This is a genomic window from Oceanicaulis sp., assembly GCF_965249665.1.
Classification (GTDB): domain Bacteria; phylum Pseudomonadota; class Alphaproteobacteria; order Caulobacterales; family Maricaulaceae; genus Oceanicaulis.
The window spans coordinates 956,610-975,863 of sequence record NZ_OZ252247.1 but is presented as its reverse complement, the minus strand read 5'-3'; the positions used below and the strand labels follow the sequence as shown (position 1 = coordinate 975,863).

The window sequence follows — 19,254 nt, the reverse complement described above, 5'->3', positions numbered from 1 at the left end:
GAGAAGCCGGTAAAGCGAGGCGGCGCAAGGCGTCAGAGTGCTTTGACTGCAGTGATGAACGCCTTGATTTTGTCTAGACTTTTGACGCCCGGCTCATCTTCGACGCCTGAGACCACATCCACTCCCGGCGCGCGGGATTGGCGGATGGCGTCGGTGACGGTCGCACCCGTAAGCCCGCCGGCCAGCAGCCAGGGCTGGCCGGGGTCGAAATCCTTGAGCAGGCTATAATCCCAGGCCTGCCCGAGCCCGCCCGGGCGATCGGCGTTCTTGGGCGGTTTGGCGTCAAACACGAAGCCGTCCACATGGTCTTTGTAGGTCAGCGCTTTTTGGAGGTCTGCAGCGGTTGAGACGCCCAAGGCCTTCCACACCCCGATTTCAGCGTAATGGCGCGCATCAAGGCACCGCATCGGACTCTCCCCGCCATGCAGCTGGATATAATCTGGCCGCATATGGCGCAGCACCTCGCCCATCAGCATTTCATCAGGGTCCACCAGCACGGCGACGGATTTGGCGTCGCCTTTGCGTCTGGCGAGCGCGCCCATTTGCTCGAGCGAGAGATGGCGCGGGCTTTTGGGAAAATGAATGAAGCCCAGATAATCCGCGCCGGCATTGACCGCGGCGTCCACGGCGTCGGCGGAATTGAGGCCGCAAATCTTGATGAGGGGCGTGCGCGTCTGTGTCATGCGCCGGATGTAGCGCCGAAGCACTGCTCCGCCAAGTCAGGACTGTGCGTCCGCCAGCTTCAGGCGATCACCCCCACGAGCTGGCTGATCGCCTGGGCCCGTGTGGTGGCGGCATAGGCGCCATTGGCCTGACTGATCTGGGAGGATTGCACGCCGCCGCCAAATCCGAAGGGCGTCGCTTGCGTCTCGGCCTGCGCTGCGCCTGTTTGTCCAGGCGGGCTCTGACTCTGTGGCGATTGCGGTCCGGATGAGGGCTGTGACGGGTCTGACGGCGCGTCCCCGCGTGCGGCGGCTTCGCGGGCTTCACGGTCCTGGGCGGCCTGTTCAGCACGGGCTTGCTGGGCGGTGGCGTCAGCAGCGGCGGCGACCTTCCGATCTTGCGCAGAAGGTTCAGCCGGCGCCAGGGCGGCGGCCTTGACCACGCGCATTTTCTCAATTGTGGCGGCCGGATCGCCGGGTACGGGACTCGCGTCAATCTGCACTTCGCCGCCGACGGCGTATCGTTTGCCATCCGGGCCTTGTTGGTAGTCATAAGACGGCGCGCTGGCGTATTGGCCGCCCACCGCCTGGTGCGCCTGCTCGTGCTGGCGCACTTCACGGTCGCGCTTCTTCAGCTCGGCGACCTGTTTCTGCTCGCCTTCTGTCAGAGGATCGCCATCCGTTGATTGAGGCCCTGCGGAAGATGACGCAGCTTCTGACGCCCGTGCTGTATCCTGAGAGAAGCCCAGCCGCTGTGCCTGAGCGGAGAGGGTGACAGGGTCGGACAGGATGCGCGATGCGCGGTTGGCCAGCGATGCGTCGGCTCCGGACAGATTCGTCCGGTTCGCCTGAGTGCGCAGCTCGGGCGTCAGGGGCGTTGCGCCAGAGCCAGCCTGATAGGCCGGATCAGCGCCGCCAGGTGAGAGTGGCGTCAGCGCCATACGCAATCCCGGCAGGTACAACCTGCCGCTGAGCGTGGCGCAAGAGTCTTAAGGTTTGGGTAATGCGGGTTAAGGCGTGAAGCTGTTACGGACGGTCCTGATCGAGGGAAACGTCTCTAGCTTTTGATGAAACGCCTGTTTAGCGAAACCGGCGCCCACTTTTGCTGAAAAGGCTCTAAGCCTTGCCGTCCACGCGTTCGCGCAGCTCTTTGCCGGTCTTGAAGAAGGGCACGTGCTTTTCCTTCACCGATACCGGATCGCCGGTGCGCGGATTGCGGCCCTGACGGGGCGGGCGGTTGCGAACGGAAAAGGCGCCGAAGCCGCGCAATTCCACACGGTCGCCGCGCTCAAGCGCCTGGGTGATCTCTTCCAGCACCGTGTTGACCACCCGCTCCAGATCTTTCTGGTAGAGGTGCGGATTGTCTTCGGCGAGCTTCTCGATGAGTTCGGATTTGATCATGGTGCAGTCCCCTTGAAGGCCTTCAGTGTATGAACACCACAAGAGCGCCGTCAATCATCAACCCCGTGTTGCAGGCAAAAAAGAACCCCCAATGCAGGACATTGGGGGTTCCAGCTCCCTCAGACGGGGAGGTTCAGCCGGTCAGAGGATTAGTCCTCGTCCTGACCTTTCAGTGCGGCGCCCAGGATATCGCCCAGGGACGCGCCGGAGTCAGAAGACCCGTACTGTTCGACGGCTTCTTTCTCTTCCGCCATTTCCAGCGCCTTTATGGACACGGAAACGCGGCGAGAGGCCTTGTCGATATTGGTGACGCGTGCGTCGACCTTGTCGCCGACCGCAAAGCGCTCGGGACGTTGCTCGGCGCGATCGCGGGAGATGTCGGACTTGCGGATGAACGCCTTGACCAGGTTGTCCGGGCCCAGGCTGACTTCCACGCCGCCGGTGGTGATTTCGGTGACGGTGCAGGTCACGGTCTCGCCGCGCTTGAAGCCGCCTTCGTCCATCGGATCGCCGCCCAGCTGCTTGACGCCCAGGGAGACGCGTTCTTTCTCGACATCGACGTCCAGAACCTTGGCGCGCACGGAGTCGCCTTTCTTGTAGTCCTGGATGGCGTCTTCGCCCGAACGATCCCAGTCGAGATCGGACAGGTGAACCATGCCGTCGATTTCCTCGTCGACGCCGATGAACAGACCGAATTCGGTGATGTTCTTGACTTCGCCTTCGACTTCAGAGCCGACAGGGTGCGCTTCCGCGAACACTTCCCACGGATTGCGCTGGGTCTGCTTGATGCCCAGCGACACGCGGCGCTTGTCGGGATCCACGTCGAGCACCATCACATCCACTTCCTGGGAGGTGGAGACGATCTTGCCCGGGTGGACGTTCTTCTTGGTCCAGCTCATCTCGGAGACGTGCACCAGGCCTTCGACGCCCGGCTCCAGCTCCACGAACGCGCCGTATTCGGCTATGTTCGTCACGCGGCCCTTGAACACAGCGCCGTTGGGGTATTTCAGCGCCACGCCGTCCCACGGATCGGACTGCAGCTGCTTCATGCCAAGCGAGATGCGCTGGGTGTCTTTGTTGATCTTGATGATCTGAACCTGAACGGTCTGGCCAACTTCGACCACTTCGCTCGGATGGCCCACACGCGACCAGCTCATGTCGGTGACGTGCAGCAGGCCGTCAATGCCGCCCAGATCCACGAACGCACCGTAATCGGTGATGTTCTTGACGACGCCTTCGCGCACTTCGCCTTCGGCCAGCTGACCGACAAGCTCAGCACGCTGTTCGGCGCGGGATTCTTCGAGAACAGCGCGGCGGGAGACCACGATATTGCCGCGCGGACGGTCCATTTTCAGGATCGCGAACGGCTGTTCCTTGTTCATCAGCGGTGCGACGTCGCGCACCGGACGGATGTCCACCTGAGAGCCCGGCAGGAAGGCCGAAGCGCCGCCCAGATCCACGGTGAAGCCGCCTTTGACGCGGCCCACGATGGCGCCGTTGACCGGCTCTTTGGATTCGAACGTCGTCTCCAGACGGTCCCAGGCTTCTTCGCGACGGGCTTTGTCGCGCGACAGGACAGCTTCACCGAGCGCGTTTTCGATGCGCTCAAGGTAGATGTCGACCTGTTCGCCCAGTTTCGGCGCTTCCGAGCCGGGACCGGTGAATTCGCGCAGGGCCACGCGGCCTTCGGTTTTCAAACCGACGTCGATGACGACGGTGTCGTGCAGCACGGCGGTGACGGTGCCGCGCACGACAGCGCCTTCCATCAGGTCGCGGCCGGCCAGGCTCGCTTCCAGCATTGACGCGAAATCATCGCGGCTCGGGGCCGAGGTTTGGGTGTCAGACATATTAGAGGATGGCTCCAGGGGTTATCGTCGTTTCCGGCCGGCCGGTTGTATCCGGCGGTCTTGCCGCGCGCAGCGGCTGGAAAGTCTCCAAAGCAGCCGCGAACGGCCGGAATACGCTTTCAAAATGAGCGGAGCGAAACGACAGGGCGGCGCACATCGTGCCGAGGGTCTGAACCGACAAACATGAAGGATGCGCACGCCTGGCCGCGGAACATCGCCCGCCCGGCGAACGATCACCCCGTGCAACCATAACGGTCATAGCAGGGCAATCGCGCGCGGACTTACCGCAAATTTGCTGTCAGAGCAAGGCGCGCCGCCCTGTGAAGCTGACTCAATCGGCGCTGATCTCAGCGCCCAGAGCCGCCATATGATCAAAGAAATCGGGGTAGCTGGTGGCGATCATGCTGACATCATCGACGCTGACCGGCGCTTGCGCGCCGCAGCCCATGACCAGGGCGCTCATGGCAAGTCGATGATCGTGATGGGTTTTAACGCGTCCGCCGCCCGGAACACCGTCTTGGCCGCAACCGTGAACACTCAGGCTGTCCTCGCCCAGTTCGATGGTCACGCCATTGGCTTCCAGCAAAGCAGCGCTGGCGGCGAGGCGATCGCTTTCCTTGGCGCGCAATTCCGCAAGCCCTTTCATCACCGTCACGCCGTCCGCAAAGGCTGCGATGACGGACAGGATCGGATATTCGTCGATCATGGACGGGGCGATCTCTGCGGGAACCGCCACGCCTTTCAACGCGCCCGACGTCACACGGATGTCCACCAGCTGCTCGCCGCAACGCTCGCCGGCTGGGGTCATGCTGATATCCGCGCCCATCATTTTCAGCACCTGATAGAGGCCGAACCGTGCGGGATTGGTCATGACGCCGGTGATTGTGACGTCGCTGCCTGACGTGACGAGGGCGGCGGCGAGGGGAAAGGCGGCGGAGGACGGATCGCCGGGGATGGAGACATTGGCCGGGGTCAGCGTCTTGCCGCCGCGGACGCGCGCAATCAGGCCCGCCCCGTCGCGTTCCACGCTCAGGTCCGCGCCATAGACCGGGGCCATGATCTCGGTGTGATCGCGGGTGGCGCGCGGCTCGCGAACAATTGTTTCGCCTCGCGCGCCAAGACCGGCTAGCAAAATGGCGCTTTTCACCTGGGCGGAGGCGACGGGCGGCGTGTAGTCGATCGGATTGAGATGATTTGAGCCGCGCAGGGTCGCCGGCAAGCGCCCGCCATCGCTGGCCTGGCTTTTAACACCCATGCGCGCCAGCGGGTCGAGCACCCGCGCCATCGGGCGCGAAGACAGGCTGTTATCGCCGACAAACTCCGCCTTGAGGTCGAACCGGCTGGCAGCGCCCATCAGCAAGCGCACGCCCGTGCCGGAATTGCCAAGATCAAGGGGCTGGGGCGGGCTGGACCAGCGGCCTTGCCCGATGACGCGCCAGGCGCCGGGCCCTTCACGCTCCACCTTTGCCCCGAGCGCCGCGACGGCGCGGGCGGTCGCCAGCACATCGTCGCTTTCCAGAAGGCCTTCAATGCGGCTTTCCCCGTCCGCCAGTGCAGAAAAAATCAGCGCGCGATGCGAGCACGACTTGTCGGCGGCAGCCTGAAGACGTCCTTTCAGGGCATTGACAGGCCGGGCGGTTTTTGGCCCGTTTGCGGCTGAGGACGGTGTGGGCGTGGCGTGGGTCATGCGGACTCCGCAGGTGTGCAGATGTGGGAAGGCTTCAATCGGGTTTTGACAGCCGCTCCAGAACATGGCAACTGGCGCGCCGATTTGATCGCCCTTCTCTGTGAAAGGATTTGGACTCGTGGCGAAAGCTGAACTTGGCACCAAGCGCGTTTGTCCGGAAACCGGAAAAAAATTCTATGACCTGAACAAAGACCCGATTGTGTCTCCGTTCACGGGCATGGAATATCCGCTTTCCTACTACGAGGAAGTCTCCGCGACTCTGACGAAGAAGGCTCCCAAGCCTGAACCGGAAGAAGAGAAAGAGGCCGAGGCGGAAACCGATGACTCCTCTGACGAGGATGAAGACGACGACGCGCCCGAACTTGATGAAGAGCCCATTGATCTGGGCGGGGATGAGGATGAGGACGAGGCGCCGGTCGCCAAGCGCGCCACGCCCGCTGACGATGATCTGGACGGTTTCTCCGACGATGAGGCCGATCTCGAGGATGACGATGATGACAGCGTCCTTCTCGGTGATGACGACGATGATCTGGATGATGATATCGCCCTCAAGGATGATGAGGACGACGTCTGATCAAAGCGACTGTCATTGACTGCGCCAAGTGCTGAAAACAGGCTTGATTGCAAGCAAAGGCGCGGATAACGTCCGCGCTCTCGAAACGGCGGGGTCCTGATCCCGCCCGCTTCGCACAGCGTTTCGGGGCCATAGCTCAGTTGGGAGAGCGCTTGCATGGCATGCAAGAGGTCGTCGGTTCGATTCCGTCTGGCTCCACCATTAAAAGCCCTGCGCGAGTGCCGCGCGGGGCTTTTTCTTTGTGCGTTCAGCCGCAGGCGCATGCCTTGAACGTTTTGACAAGGAAACCCATGTGAAAGTTAGATATTACAATGCATGAGGCGTTGGATGAACATGGAAACAGATCTGACACTGGATACGACGCCGACAGTGTACGTTCGCACGATCGACGCGTCTGAAGTGATGGAGCAGGCGGCGAACGCCGGGGTCAAACTGGACTCTGACGCAACGCTGTACGCCATTCACGACGAGAATGGTCAGCGCATGGCGGTCTTCTCTGACCGTGAAGCGGCTTTTGCGGCAGCGCGTGATCATGGCGCTGAACCGGTTAGCGTACACTAGGGCTCGGATTATCTCTTGAACAAAACACCCTCTGCCCGTGCAGGGGGTGTTTTTGTGTGCAAAGAGCGGTTTGCCTCTGCACGAGCTCGCGGCTAAATCCCCGTATGAGAGGTTATTTTGCAGTCGGCGTCGAAGGTATTTCCAAGGCGCGCAATCTGGGTGCGGTGATGCGCACGGCGCACGCTTTTGGCGGCAGCTTCGTGTTCACCGTGGGTGCGGCCAACCGCGCTCGAGAGATGTTCCAGACCGACACCGCCAAGACCACCCAAAACCTGCCGTATTACGACTGGGCGAGTGTGGACGACATGGCGTTGCCGCGCGGTTGCCAGATTGTGGGTGTGGAGCTGACCGATGATGCGGTGGAGCTGCCCAGCTTCCGCCATCCGCGCATGGCCGCCTATGTGCTGGGCAAGGAACGCGGCGATCTCAGCCCCGCCATGCTGGAGCGTTGCTCACACGTGGTGAAAATTCCCACCAAATTCTGTGTGAACCTGTCGGTCGCCGCTGCGATTGCGCTCTATGATCGCACGCTGTGCCTGGGCGGATACCCTGAGCGCCCGGTTATGCCGGGCGGTCCGCTGGAAGATAAAGCGCACATCTGGGGGGCGCCGAGAAAGCGCACCTGACCCATCGGGTCTGTTTACAGGTGCAGGCTGTCGCCGCGCAGCAGCGCCGGCAGATCGCCCACCTCGCCGCCCGCTGTACGCATGAAAAAGCGACGCGCGGCCGGTATCTGATCAACGATGGACAAACCCAGTCCGCGGGCGGCCCTGATCGTGCTGTGATCATTGGAGAACAGCCAGGTGAACAGATGTGCGCCCAGCCCCACGGCGACGGAATCCGTCTTCCGCCAGCGCTCATAGCGCTGCAAGGTGGCGGGGGCGCCCAGATCGAGCCCGGCCCGCTTGGCGTCCACCAGCACATCGGCCAGCACCGCCGCATCGCGAACGCCCAGATTGAAGCCCTGGCCCGCAATGGGGTGAATGCCGCGGGCCGCGTCGCCCACCAGCGCCAGCCGGTCATCGGTGAAGCGTTCAGAGAATTTCAGCGTCAGCGGATAGGTCCAGCGCGGGCTGACAGGTTTCACCCAGCCCAGGAAATCACCAAAGCGCGCTTCCAGCGCCTCCTGGAAGCCTTCATCGTCCATATCCTTTAGCGCGTCCGCCGCCTTGGGTCTTTCGCACCAGACAAGGCTGGAGCGATTGTTTGGCAGGGGCAGGATGGCGAAGGGGCCTGTGGGCATGAAGCATTCATAGGCCACGCCCTCATGGCTGTGTTCATGCTCGACCGTCAGCACCACCGCTTTCTGGTTATAGGCATGATCAAGCGTGCGCACGCCTGTCTGGGCGCGCAAGCCGGAGAATTTCCCGTCACAGCCCACAACAAGCGGTGCTTCGAGCACCTCTCCGCTTTCCAGAACCAGCCTGTTCTTGCCCGGCGTCGTGTTGGTTTGCATATGGCTGGCGCGGGCAGGCGCGAAGACTGTCAGGCCCGCTTCATCAGCGGCCTTCGCCAGCGCGACGCGCGTCCAGCGGTTCTCGGCCATATAGCCCAAGGCTTCGCCGTCATCCTCGGGCGAGATTTCGCGACGATCAAAATGCAGCTGGTCCGGTCCCGGTCCGCCGCGCTTGAGCCCGTCATAGGGGCGGCCATCCACCACCAGAATGTCTTCAATGGGCTGGACATGCTCTTTCAGGTGCTGGCCTGCGCCGACCGCGTTCAGCATGCGATATGAGGTGTAAGCCAGCGCAGAAGCGCGACCGTCAAAGTCCGGCGTCACATACTCGGACAGCTCCATCGCATCCACGACAGCCACAGCCAACCCGGCTTTGTGCAGGGCCAGCGCCAAGGTGAGACCGGCGAGCCCGCCGCCGGAAATCACCACATCGCCAGAGAAGATCGGTTTGCTCATAAGGCTCAAGATAACAACGCTCGAGCCGAAAGAAAGCGGCGCGGCGCCGCAGGGCGCCTACCGGTTCAGCGCCCGCTGGATCCAGCCCAGGGCGCCGGTGAAGGCGAGGGGGCCGTCGGTGACCGCGAGCACGATGCAGACCTCGCCCTCGTCCGCGACGGGTTTATGGGTCGTGTCTGGATTGGCCATGCAGACATCGCCAGGACCATAGCTGGCGCGGCCGTCGGAAAAACCGCCCGTCAGCACAAGCGTGAACTCCGTCCCGTCATGGCCATGATGAGGCACGCCGCGGCCCGGTTCGATCCGGATCAGCTCGGCCTTTGCGCCGTCTTCGGTCATCAATTGCATCGTGCGGACGCCGGGACCGGCGAAGGACCAGCCGCCGCGCTCCAGCGCCAGATCGCGGACGGAGCCCGGCAGATCCAGCAATTCATCAATCGCCTGGCCGGCCTTCTGAGCGGCGTTGCGCGAGTTTTCAGACCCGGTGCGGGCGTTAAAGCGCGCCGGACCCGCTTCGCCCAGACCCGCTTCTTCGGTATCGATGATGTCAAACAGGGTCGCCAATGCATTCGGCGCCATCTCCGCCGGGGCTTCGCTTTCCAGCAAAACGCCTGCGGCGGCCTCGACGGTTTGACGTGCACGCGCAACCTCGACATTCACAGCCGATTGCGCGTCCAGCAGTAAGCGCATCGGACCCGACAGGGCGCCCGAAGCGTACGCGGCGTAAATTTCGTCACCCAGCGGATGGTTGGTCATGGTCTTCTTCTAGATCGGCGTTCGGTACAGCGTGTCGGATATTGATCAGTTCAGATCGTCGTCAAGTCATGGAACGTTATTTAATGCGAGAGCGTGCATTATTTCTTACAAGGTTTCAGAATCAAGCACCCGCCTGAGCTTGTCAAAAGCCAGCCTGAGCCTTGATTTTACAGTGCCCAGCGGCATGCCGAGCTGGTCGGCGATATCGCGGTGGGACAAGCCGTCAAAAAACGCCAGTCGCAGCAGCGCCACCTGTTCATCGGGCAGATCCAGCATAGCTTCGCGCACCCGGTCATCGCGATCGTTTTCATGGGCGGCGTCGTCGGGCGGCTGGATTTCGGGCGGGCGCAGGCTGGGATCTTCGCCGTCGAGGACGGGTTTGTTCGCTTGCCGTGCGGCGTCGATACGGCGGTTGCGCGCGATGCGGAATATCCAGGTGGAGGCGGAGGCCTGGTCCGGATCAAACTGCTCCGCCTTGCGCCAGACCGTCAGCATGATCTCCTGCGCCAGCTCCTCAGCCAGGCTGTCATGGGCGTTCAGGCGCAGCAGATAGGCTTTCACCCGCGGCGCATAGAAATTGAACAGCGCCGCGAATGCCTGGCGGTCGCGTTGTGCGGTGGCCAGCACAAGCGAATTCAGGGTCGCACGGTCCGGCTTTGCGCCAGTGGAAAAGGGGGCGTCAGGCAAGTTTCACCCTTGAAGCTCGTTGCAGATCACTCTCACATCCGCACACATGACGATCAAGCCAGATCCTGCCTTGAAACCGCCGTCAGAGACCGCTTTAAACAAGAACACGGGTCGGCGCCAGTCGACCATGCCAGCGACAAACCGCTCATATCTGAATGGAAATCCACATGCGTGTTCTACTTGCCAGCCTGTGTCTGACCGTCTCCGCACTGTCGCCTGTGCAGGCGCAGGAGGCGTCCGAACCTGAATTTCAGGGCGCGCACCGTGACTGGCGCGTGTTTACGCGTGGCGCCGGCGATGGTCAGGTCTGTTACGCGCTCAGCCGCCCTCAGGAAGCCTTGCCAGCCAATGTGGATCATGGCGAGGTGTTCTTCCTGGTGGCGAGCTGGCAAAGCGGCGCTGCCGAGAACCAGCCCAGCTTCCTGGCCGGATACGCCTTGCGCCCTGACAGCCCGCCCCGCGTGCGGGTCGGCTCTGACCGGTTTGAAATGTTCGTGTCTGAACAGGAAGGGTTTCTGGAACAACCGGGCGAGGAGAGCCAGCTTGTGCGCGCCATGCGTCGCGGTTCGACAATGCGCGTCGAGGCCACCAGCGGACGCGGGACCGCTACGGCCTACACGTTTTCACTATTGGGCGTGACGGCGGCGCTTGAGCAAGTGGACGATTTGTGCGGCTAGGCGCGACGCGCGACGGCTTCGAAACACTCAAACAAATGCTGTCGCGCGGCGCTGTGGGGCGCGTTGGCGCGATAGATCAAAGCGGGTTGCACCTTCAGGTCCTCTGACGAACCGGGGAGCTGGACCAGACCGTGTTCGGCCGCCAGGCGATCCATGACAGAGCGTGGCGCGGCGAGGATATGATCCGAAGCCGAGCAAGCGAGCGCCAGCACCGTGTAATCATCACACACCAGACCCGGACGCTGTCGACCCCAGGGCAAGGGATTCCGGAGCAAGCGATCAGGCGGCGTGGCGGTGGCCAGGGGAAACTGGTCATAGGCTGCGCCAGTGAGAGCTGGATGGTCCGGGCGCACCAGCGCCGTCACGCTTTCCTCCGGCAAGGGGCGCACCACCAGCTCTGTATCGTGTATGGCGTCGCCCATATCCGCGACCACCAGGTCCAGCGCGCCGTGGCGGACCTGGTCCACCAAAGCTCCAGCCGCGCCCGCCCGCACCGTCAGCTGCACCGTCCGGCCTGACTGGTAAAAGCGTGCGACGGCTTCGGGGAGCAGGCGGTAGGTGACGCTCGGCCCCGCCCCCACGCTCAGCACGCCATCCTCTCCGGCGCGCCATCGCTTGGCTTCGGCTTTCAAATCCTCAGCCTGCTGAACTAAGGCCCGCGCCCGCGGCAAGAGCGCTTCACCCAGCGGGGTGAGACTCAGCTTGCGACCGGCGCGATCAAACAAGGCGCCGCCCAGATCGGTCTCAAGCTGGCCCAACGCCTTGCTGGCGGCAGGTTGACTCACATGCAGGCGCTCGGCGGCTGCAGTCAGTGTTCCGGCGTCAGCGGCGGTGAGAAACAGGCGGGCGGTGCGCAGGTTGAGCATGCCCAAGTATAATCAGCAGTTATGAAACAATGCAAAACTTGTATTAGAAGTTATGAGCTGAACCGATCAGATTGACGGGGGAGGCTCTGGCCATGATCAACGAAAAAATCCTCGTACCTGCAATATTTGCGGCTTTCATCGTACTGGAAGCGGTGACAGGGCGGTTCTTGCAAAAAGAGCGCGGATCACGCCGGGATGTGATGATCGAGGTGATCTCCTCGCTCAGCATCGTCTTGATCACAGTGCCCTTGATCTTCAGCCTGGCCCCCATGCTGATCGAGGCGGTCCGCCCCGGCTCTCACGATGCGCTGGCTTTTCTGCCCTGGTATCTGATGGTGGCGATCTTGCTGGTCGGCGACGACATGACCCAATACTGGTGGCATCGCGCCAGCCACACCTTCCACGTGCTCTATAATTTACACCGGGCGCATCATTCGGGCGCCTATCTGTCGATCCGCACCGCCTATCGCAACAACCTCTTTTATTACCTGTTCATGCCAGGGCTGTGGATCTCCGCCATGCTGGTGCATCTGGGGTTCTACCCGGTCTATGCGGTCTATCTGGTGGTGAAGATGACGGTGATCTTCGGCGCGCATTCCTCCTGGCGCTGGGATGAGGCGCTCTACAAGAGTGCGCCTTTGCGTCCTGTGATGTGGGTTCTGGAACGGGTCATCTCGACCCCCGCCACCCATAGCGCTCACCATGGGCTGCACAAGGAAGACGGCGTCACCCACTACAAGGGCAATTACGGCAATCTGTTGTTTTTCTGGGATGTTCTGTTCGGCACTGCCAAGATCACCCGCCGCTATCCAGAGACCTATGGCATTGAAGACCTGGAGCCTGTCAGCGCCGGTCGCGAACTGCTCTGGCCGCTGGTGAGGAAATAAGGCTTGCTGGAGACTGACTTCGATAATCGGGTGTCACAGGCTGGCGTCAAACGCTGAGCAGATGCGCGCGGCTGCAGGCGCAAGCCCGTCATGCGTTCTCGCCCCTCGAAGTTTGTTCAGTTTTCCAGTATACGACGGCGCTATGAACGCACCTTTGAAAACACTCGACCTGTCTTTTTCCAACCGGCCAGAGATGTCCGGCCCGGTTCCGCTCGCCGGTTTGACGCGCGCGCAATTGCGTGACGTGCTGATTGCGCATGACCTGGTGGATGAGAAAAAGGCGAAGATGCGCGCCGAGCAGCTCTGGCGCTGGATCTATCATTACGGCGTCACCGATTTTGACGCGATGACCAATGTGTCGAAGGCCTTGCGTGAAGCGCTGAAGGCGAAGTTCACGCTGGCTCGCCCCGAAATCACCGAGCGTCAGGTCAGTGTGGACGGCACGCGCAAATATCTCATCCGCATGGAAAGCGGGATCGAGGTGGAGACCGTTTTCATCCCCGGCGTTGGCCGTTCGGGTGCGCTGTGCGTGTCGTCTCAGGTGGGGTGCACGCTCAATTGCACCTTCTGTCACACTGGCACCCAGCCGCTGGTGCGCAATCTGACGGCAGCTGAAATCGTCACCCAGGTGATGATCGCGCGTGATGATCTGGGCGAATGGCCGACCTCCAACGAGGACCGCCAGATCACCAATATCGTCTTCATGGGCATGGGCGAGCCGCTCTACACCCTCGACAGCGTGTCAGACGCCATCGATGTGATCTCTGACCATGAAGGCATCGCCATTGGCCGCCGCCGCATCACCGTGTCCACTTCCGGCGTGGTGCCGAAGATCCCCGAACTGGGTGAACGGACAAAGGCCATGCTGGCGATCAGCCTGCACGCCACGAACGATGAGCTGCGCAATGAGCTGGTGCCGCTGAACAAGAAATACCCGATCGCGGAGCTGATGGACGCCATTCGCGCCTATCCAGACCTGTCCAACGCCAAGCGCGTCACCTTTGAGTATGTAATGCTGAAAGGGGTGAACGACTCCCTCGCAGAGGCGCGGGCGCTGGTGAAACTGCTGCGCGGCATCCCCTCCAAGATCAACCTCATCCCGTTCAATCCCTGGCCGGGCAGCCCGTATGAATGCTCGGACTGGGATCAGATCGAGGCTTTCGCTGATGTGGTGAACAAGGCCGGTTACGCCAGCCCGATCCGCACGCCGCGCGGCCGCGACATCTTCGCCGCCTGCGGACAGCTGAAAAGCGAAAGCCAGAAAATCCGCGCCAGCGAACGTCGTCGCCTGGAGCGCGAAGCGGAAGCCAGCCAGGAAGCCATGCAAGAGGATCAGGCGTGAACCATCCGGACCGCCGCCAGCCGCGCAAGTCTGGATCCCAGCCCAAATCCTCCACTAAGAACCTGATGCCGCGCGGCACTGCGCTGGGCGCTGTCGAGGGGGTTCTGGCCAAAGGCGTGCCGCTTGACGGCGCTCTGGCCGGTCGCCCGGAATGGAAACGCATGGAGCCGCGCGATCGCGCCTTTGCGCGCGCCATTGCTTCGGCGGTTATCCGTCGCCCGATCGCGCTTGATGCGGCTTTGATGCAGGTGCTCGACAAGCCGCTGCCCGATGAAGAGATCAAGGCGCACCTTATCCTGCGCTGCGGCGCGGCCGAGCGCCTGATCCTTGAAACCCCGGCCCATGCGGCTGTGGACGCCTGGGTCAGCCTGATGGCGCAAGACCCCAACACCGCCCGGTTCAAGAATTTGGCGAACGCTGTACTGCGCCGGGTCGTGGATCAGGGCAAAGGCGCGTTTCTGGAGTCTGACCCTTTGGAAGACCTGCCCGACTGGCTGGCCGAGCGCTGGGTGGAGACCTATGGCGAACCGATTGCGCGCGCCATCGCCATCGCCCGATCCGTGCCGCCGACGCTGGATCTGAGCGCCAAGCCGGGCTTTGACGTCCAGGGCTTTGCCGATGAGATCGGCGCAACAGTACTGGAAACCGGTACGATCCGGCGCCCCGATATTGGCGCGGTGGATGGTCTGCCGGGCTTTGAAGCTGGCGATTGGTGGGTGCAGGATGTGGCGGCGGCTCTGCCCGCGCGCCTGCTAAACGTCAAACCCGGTGAAAAGGTTGCTGATCTCTGCGCCGCGCCGGGCGGCAAAACCTTGCAGCTCGCCGCGACGGGTGCGTCGGTGATCGCGGTCGACGCGTCCCCCAAACGCCTCAAGCGCCTGGCTGAGAATCTCGAGCGCACCAAGCTCAAGGCCGAGATCGTCACCGCGGACGTGGCCGAATGGACCGCGCCCGAACCGCTGGATGCGATCTTACTTGATGCGCCGTGCTCAGCGACCGGCACGCTGCGCCGTCGCCCGGACGCCGCCTGGGCGAAAGAGCCCGGCGACATCGCCAATCTGGCCGATATTCAGCGCCGCCTTCTGGACGCCAGTTTCGCCCAGCTCAAATCAGGCGGGCGGCTGATCTATTGCACCTGCTCGCTGGAGCTGGAAGAGGGCGAAGACCAGATTGTAGCGTTTCTCAAGCGCACGCCGGACGCCAGGCTCGACCCTGTGACCGTTGATGAGTTGCCTGGCCTGAAAGAAGCGCTGCGCCCTGACGGCTCCGTACGCACTCGTCCCGATATGTGGGATGAACGCGGCGGCATGGACGGCTTTTACATTGCGCGGATCGTGAAAGGGTAGGGCGCTTCCGCCCTTTCTACCCTGCGCCGGGGAAGAGACACGCGTTAAAAGATGAAACCCCGGCCTAGCGTTGCGCCGAGCCGGGGTCTCTTTCAGGATAAAGCGCTAAAGGCGGAAGGGGGTCCCGGGTCTCGCAAGGCTCGCCCAGGGATTTCCCCTATCTTGGCCTTACTGGCCCTGACCGAGCGAATAACCGGGTTTGCCGTCAAACTCGTAGAGCTGTTCGGTTTTCACAAAGTCGATGCCTGCGCCCTCAATACGGCTGAGAAGGTCGACCACGTCCGAATTCTTGCGCACGCCCTCACCCATGAAGCGGCAGCGCCAATGATCGGTCTTGAAGGTTTCAGGCAAGCCTTGCGGCCAGACTTTCACCCCGCGATTGGTGATCATCTTCAGTGACAAGGCTGCGCCGCCGGCTGCAAGGTTGAGCTTGTTCGCCAGCTCGTCCGGATTCTCGGTCGGCATGTCGACAAAGACATCCACGCCCACCAGGGTCTTGGTCTGACGCGCGCGGCGCTGATACGGCGCGATCGCGACGCCGCCGGCTTTGGCGTTGTAACGCACCGGCGTGAAATGGGTCGGTTCCTGCCCGAGGCGCGCGATCACAGCGTCAGAGAAAGCGTCCGTGCCCACTTGCTCCTGGGTCATGCCGTCCGAGGCGATGTCGACCGTGTGAACGCCGTCCTCGAGGGTTTTCAGCCAAGCGTTATGGATCTTTTCCGCCACATCGGCCTGGCCGATATGAACCAGCATCTGCACACCGGCCAGGATCAGGCCTGACGGATTGGCGATGTTCTGGCCCGCGATCATCGGCGCCGAGCCGTGAATGGCTTCGAACATGGCGCAATGCTCGCCGATATTGGCGGATCCACCCAGACCCACAGAGCCGGTGATTTCGGCGGCGACGTCGGAAATGATGTCGCCATAAAGGTTTGAGGTGACAATCACGTCAAACTGCTCGGGCGCATCAGCGAGCTTGGCAGTGCCGATATCAATGATCCAGTGATCGGTCTTGATGTCGGGATATTCTTTGGAGATCTCGTCAAACACTTCATGAAACAGACCATCGGTCAGCTTCATGATGTTGTCTTTCGACAGGCAGGTGACTTTCTTGCGGCCATTGGCGCGCGCGTAATCAAACGCATAACGCACGATCCGCTCACAGCCCGGGCGCGAGATCAATTTCAGGCACTGCACCACTTCATCGGTCTGGCGGTGCTCGATGCCGGCATAGAGGTCTTCCTCGTTCTCGCGCACAATCACCACATCCATGTCCGGATGGCGTGTCGCAACGAAGGGAGACAGCGCAGCGCAGGGACGCACATTGGCGAACAGGCCCAGCGATTTGCGCACCGTGACATTGAGCGATTTGAAACCGCCGCCCTGGGGCGTGGTGATCGGCGCCTTGTAAAAAACCTTGGTGCGGCGCAGGGACTCCCACGCGCTGTCCTCGATCCCCGCGCTGACCCCGTTGAGATAGACCTGTTCGCCAATAGCGATCGGCTCAGGCTTCAGCGCGGCGCCAGCCGCTTCCAGCACTTTCAGGCTGGCTTCCATGATTTCCGGGCCGATCCCGTCTCCGTAGGCGACGGTGATCGGGGTGGGGGTGCGTGTCGCCGTGGCGGCGGCGTTCGAAGCGGAGACGTGGACGTTCATTCAGGTTTCCTCATTCCAGCGTGAGTGTACAGCAGACAGATCCGGGTGGACGGACCGCGCCTGTGTCGGAGGGGTTTTAGCGAATCCTGAGAATTTGAAAAATTGATTGTCATGCGTACATGCATTTGAGAAACTCATGGAATGCAAGGCCACCGTCTCGATCTTGATCTGTTGCGCGCCTTCGTGGCCGTGGCGCAATCTCAAAGCTTTACCCGCGCGGGCGCGCTGTTGTTTCGCAGCCAGTCTGCCGTGTCGCTGCAGATCAGAAAGCTCGAGCAGATCGTGGGCGAGCGCTTGTTCAGCCGCACGGCGCGCCGGGTCACTCTGACCCCTGCGGGCGAGCGCCTGATGGGGTATGCCGAGCGTATGCTGGCGCTGCATGATGAGGCGCTGTCGGCGTTCAGGCACGGTGAGGCGCGAGGTCATGTGCGCCTCGGTACGCCGGAAGATATCGCCACGGCGCATTTGCCGAAAGCCTTGGCGGAGTTTGCTCGCGCGCATCCGGGCATTCAGCTTGAAGTGACCTGTGACCTGACGCTCAATCTGATGGATATGTTTCACGCCGGGCGTCTGGATGTGGCGTTGGTCAAGCGCGAGCCGAGCGCGGCCGTGGACGGTCAGCGCGTCTGGTCAGAGCCTCTGGTCTGGGTGGGCGCTGATGACACCGTGTTTGAGACGGGCGGCGTCACGGCGCTCGTGGTCAGCCCCGAGCCGTGCGTCTATCGAAAGCGCGCGTTCGAAGCGCTGGGCCGGGCCGGCGGTCGGGCGCGGGCCGCTTATGTGTGCGGGTCCCTGGCGGGGGCGTTGGCGGCGGTGCGCGCCGGGTTGGGCGTGGCGGTGCTGCCGCGAGACTTTGCACCCGATGACCTCGCCATTGATGAAGGCGCGCGCATGCCGCCGCTTGATGACGCCGAGGCGGTCTTGCTGACTGCGGCGGACGCCGGTCTGGCCGCCCGACGCCTTGCGGATCATCTGGCGCATGCCCTGGAAGAAGAGCCCGCCCGGTTTTAAGAGCGGGCTATCCCGGGATGGACGCCTAGGCGGGCTGGGCGCCCGCAGCCTTGTGGATTTCATTGACCAGATCTGGATCAAGCTCCAGTCGGGCCGCCAGCATTTGCAGATAGGCGCGCTCGGCGGGCGTGTCGATCTCGATCGCGACCAAGGACGCCGCGTAGATTTCGGCGGCGTGCTCTGGCGTATCGGCGGCGGCGACGACGGCGTTGATGTCGAACGGCGCTGACAATTCGTCAAACACGAACGCCTTGTCTTCCGCGCTCAGATCCATGGCGTTCAGTCGCGCGAAGATCGCCTCTTTCTCCTCGGCGTCGACCTTGCCGTCCGCCTTGGCCGCCGCGATCATGGCGCGGACCAAAGCCTTGCCCAATTGATCGACCGCCGCTTCATCGGACGGGGCGGGCAAAAAGGCGGAGTTCTCCGGCGCCGGGGTGAAATCCGCCTCCTGGACTTCAGCGGGCGTAACCGGCGTTGAGGCCTGGCCTTGCTTGTTTTGCTGGTTTTTTTGCCAAGCGTGATAGGCGAGGCCGCCAATGGCGGCGACCGCGCCATACTTGGCCGCCTTGCCCACCATCTTGCGCCCGGACTTGCCCATCAGCATGGAAGCGGCGAAGCCCGCCGCGACGCCGCCACCGCCCGCAAGCGCGGTGCGCTGGGCGTTGGGATCGGTTTGAAGGGCGGTGATGATCTTGTTTACGTCAAACATGGCGGACCTTTGCGTCGGTTAAGGGGTCGGCGCGGCGTGTAGCCGTCCGTCCGTTTGAGACTGAAATAAGCGTCAGGCAGCAATTGGGAATACCGTGCTTCGCGTGCAAGAAGCCGTGACCGGTTTTTCGCGCAGATAGAGCAGCGTTAGGTCCTTGACTGGCGCGGTGTATTGGCTACTTTCCGCCGCCTTACGGTGAGGTGGCCGAGTGGTCGAAGGCGCACGCCTGGAACGCGTGTAGGCGGGCAACCGTCTCGTGGGTTCGAATCCCACCCTCACCGCCAGGATTTCCAGCGATATCAGTCTCTGTCCCGAAACTCGCGGAATACCCGCGCAGTTTCGGCGGGTTGGAAATCCGATCCCGGAACTGAGACGCCGCGAACCTCCGCAAACTACTCCCATATCCCTTAAAGTCTCGGTCGCCCGGATGGCGCGGTCCCATCAGGCGCTGGCCGCGTGAATCCGCACCTCATGATTGTCGAGATCGATCCGCTTTGGTCTGACAGCGCCTTGATCAGCCACATACGTCTCCGAGCTGCCGCCCGCCTGCGTCAAAAGTGATCTTGCCCGCGGCGTTTCGACCGCCTTACTGTACGGATTTAGCGGCATGAACGCCGCTATATCGAAACCACCGGACTTACACTTCCAATGACCACCTAAGCGGGACGAACCC

General features: G+C 62.4%; 19 protein-coding genes and 2 tRNA genes. 10 read left to right on the top strand and 11 right to left on the bottom strand.

The features are described from left to right. Nucleotides 1–32 precede the first annotated feature (32 nt). The 5 genes from ACP154_RS04530 to aroA form a co-directional block, all read right to left on the bottom strand. On the bottom strand, nt 33–683 hold the full coding sequence (locus tag ACP154_RS04530) for a phosphoribosylanthranilate isomerase (protein WP_421856219.1): 651 nt from the start codon (nt 681–683) through the stop codon (nt 33–35). Nucleotides 684–742: 59 nt separating this feature from the next. Further along, nucleotides 743–1,603, bottom strand: a complete 861-nt coding sequence (locus tag ACP154_RS04525; RefSeq protein ID WP_421856222.1) for a putative metalloprotease CJM1_0395 family protein — start codon at nt 1,601–1,603, stop codon at nt 743–745. Between the two features lie 175 nt (nt 1,604–1,778). After that, nucleotides 1,779–2,063 (bottom strand): integration host factor subunit beta, encoded by a 285-nt coding sequence (locus ACP154_RS04520; RefSeq protein WP_022701000.1) that lies wholly within the window; start codon nt 2,061–2,063, stop codon nt 1,779–1,781. A 149-nt stretch (nt 2,064–2,212) separates the two neighbouring features. Further along, nucleotides 2,213–3,910 (bottom strand): 30S ribosomal protein S1, encoded by a 1,698-nt coding sequence (gene rpsA, locus ACP154_RS04515; RefSeq protein WP_107711844.1) that lies wholly within the window; start codon nt 3,908–3,910, stop codon nt 2,213–2,215. A gap of 331 nt (nt 3,911–4,241) precedes the next feature. Further along, nucleotides 4,242–5,597 (bottom strand): 3-phosphoshikimate 1-carboxyvinyltransferase, encoded by a 1,356-nt coding sequence (gene aroA / locus ACP154_RS04510; RefSeq protein WP_421856226.1) that lies wholly within the window; start codon nt 5,595–5,597, stop codon nt 4,242–4,244. Nucleotides 5,598–5,715: 118 nt separating this feature from the next. Here aroA and ACP154_RS04505 point away from each other — a divergent pair, with 118 nt between their 5' ends. The 4 genes from ACP154_RS04505 (at nt 5,716) to ACP154_RS04490 (ending at nt 7,358) form a co-directional block, all read left to right on the top strand. Beyond that, complete coding sequence (locus ACP154_RS04505) at nt 5,716–6,171, top strand: TIGR02300 family protein (protein WP_421856229.1); 456 nt, start codon at nt 5,716–5,718, stop codon at nt 6,169–6,171. 125 nt (nt 6,172–6,296) lie between these two features. Further along, a tRNA-Ala gene (locus ACP154_RS04500) sits at nt 6,297–6,372 on the top strand. 126 nt (nt 6,373–6,498) lie between these two features. Continuing rightward, entirely contained in the window at nt 6,499–6,732 is a 234-nt protein-coding gene (locus ACP154_RS04495) for a DUF1150 family protein (protein WP_421856232.1), read from the top strand. Nucleotides 6,733–6,836: 104 nt separating this feature from the next. Continuing rightward, on the top strand, nt 6,837–7,358 hold the full coding sequence (locus tag ACP154_RS04490; RefSeq protein ID WP_133724261.1) for an RNA methyltransferase: 522 nt from the start codon (nt 6,837–6,839) through the stop codon (nt 7,356–7,358). A gap of 14 nt (nt 7,359–7,372) precedes the next feature. Here ACP154_RS04490 and ACP154_RS04485 read toward each other — a convergent pair whose 3' ends face one another. From ACP154_RS04485 to ACP154_RS04475, 3 genes are all read right to left on the bottom strand, one after another. Then, nucleotides 7,373–8,644, bottom strand: a complete 1,272-nt coding sequence (locus ACP154_RS04485) for a UbiH/UbiF/VisC/COQ6 family ubiquinone biosynthesis hydroxylase (protein WP_421856235.1) — start codon at nt 8,642–8,644, stop codon at nt 7,373–7,375. A gap of 57 nt (nt 8,645–8,701) precedes the next feature. Next, a complete protein-coding gene (locus ACP154_RS04480) occupies nt 8,702–9,400 on the bottom strand; it encodes a ChrR family anti-sigma-E factor (protein WP_421856238.1) in 699 nt (232 codons plus the stop codon). A 105-nt stretch (nt 9,401–9,505) separates the two neighbouring features. Beyond that, the gene (locus ACP154_RS04475) at nt 9,506–10,087 is read right to left on the bottom strand and encodes a sigma-70 family RNA polymerase sigma factor (protein ID WP_421856241.1); all 582 of its coding nucleotides are present in this window, start codon (nt 10,085–10,087) and stop codon (nt 9,506–9,508) included. Between the two features lie 167 nt (nt 10,088–10,254). Here ACP154_RS04475 and ACP154_RS04470 point away from each other — a divergent pair, with 167 nt between their 5' ends. Continuing rightward, nucleotides 10,255–10,764: an invasion associated locus B family protein gene (locus ACP154_RS04470; RefSeq protein ID WP_421856244.1), complete on the top strand. Its 510-nt coding sequence runs from the start codon at nt 10,255–10,257 to the stop codon at nt 10,762–10,764. Here the strand turns inward: ACP154_RS04470 and ACP154_RS04465 are convergent. Further along, nucleotides 10,761–11,630 carry a LysR family transcriptional regulator gene (locus ACP154_RS04465; protein ID WP_421856247.1) on the bottom strand — a complete coding sequence of 290 codons (870 nt, stop codon included), beginning with the start codon at nt 11,628–11,630 and terminating at the stop codon, nt 10,761–10,763. The two genes, ACP154_RS04470 and ACP154_RS04465, sit on opposite strands and share 4 nt — an antisense overlap. Before the next feature lie 92 nt (nt 11,631–11,722). Here ACP154_RS04465 and ACP154_RS04460 point away from each other — a divergent pair, with 92 nt between their 5' ends. The 3 genes from ACP154_RS04460 (at nt 11,723) to ACP154_RS04450 (ending at nt 15,205) form a co-directional block, all read left to right on the top strand. Then, a complete protein-coding gene (locus ACP154_RS04460) occupies nt 11,723–12,517 on the top strand; it encodes a sterol desaturase family protein (protein WP_421856250.1) in 795 nt (264 codons plus the stop codon). A gap of 142 nt (nt 12,518–12,659) precedes the next feature. Beyond that, complete coding sequence (gene rlmN / locus ACP154_RS04455; RefSeq protein ID WP_107711833.1) at nt 12,660–13,859, top strand: 23S rRNA (adenine(2503)-C(2))-methyltransferase RlmN; 1,200 nt, start codon at nt 12,660–12,662, stop codon at nt 13,857–13,859. After that, on the top strand, nt 13,856–15,205 hold the full coding sequence (locus tag ACP154_RS04450) for an RsmB/NOP family class I SAM-dependent RNA methyltransferase (protein WP_421856253.1): 1,350 nt from the start codon (nt 13,856–13,858) through the stop codon (nt 15,203–15,205). The genes rlmN and ACP154_RS04450 overlap by 4 nt, the downstream gene beginning before the upstream one ends. Before the next feature lie 168 nt (nt 15,206–15,373). Here the strand turns inward: ACP154_RS04450 and ACP154_RS04445 are convergent, their stop codons facing one another. Next, nucleotides 15,374–16,861, bottom strand: coding sequence for an NADP-dependent isocitrate dehydrogenase (locus tag ACP154_RS04445; protein ID WP_421856256.1), 1,488 nt, complete (start codon nt 16,859–16,861; stop codon nt 15,374–15,376). A 141-nt stretch (nt 16,862–17,002) separates the two neighbouring features. Here ACP154_RS04445 and ACP154_RS04440 point away from each other — a divergent pair, with 141 nt between their 5' ends. Continuing rightward, on the top strand, nt 17,003–17,872 hold the full coding sequence (locus ACP154_RS04440) for a LysR family transcriptional regulator (RefSeq protein ID WP_421856259.1): 870 nt from the start codon (nt 17,003–17,005) through the stop codon (nt 17,870–17,872). 25 nt (nt 17,873–17,897) lie between these two features. On the opposite strand, the gene ACP154_RS04435 is transcribed toward ACP154_RS04440, so the two are convergent. Next, nucleotides 17,898–18,581, bottom strand: coding sequence for a tellurite resistance TerB family protein (locus ACP154_RS04435; protein ID WP_133724251.1), 684 nt, complete (start codon nt 18,579–18,581; stop codon nt 17,898–17,900). Between the two features lie 194 nt (nt 18,582–18,775). Here ACP154_RS04435 and ACP154_RS04430 point away from each other — a divergent pair. Next, a tRNA-Ser gene (locus ACP154_RS04430) sits at nt 18,776–18,865 on the top strand. The last annotated feature ends 389 nt before the right edge of the window (nt 18,866–19,254 follow it).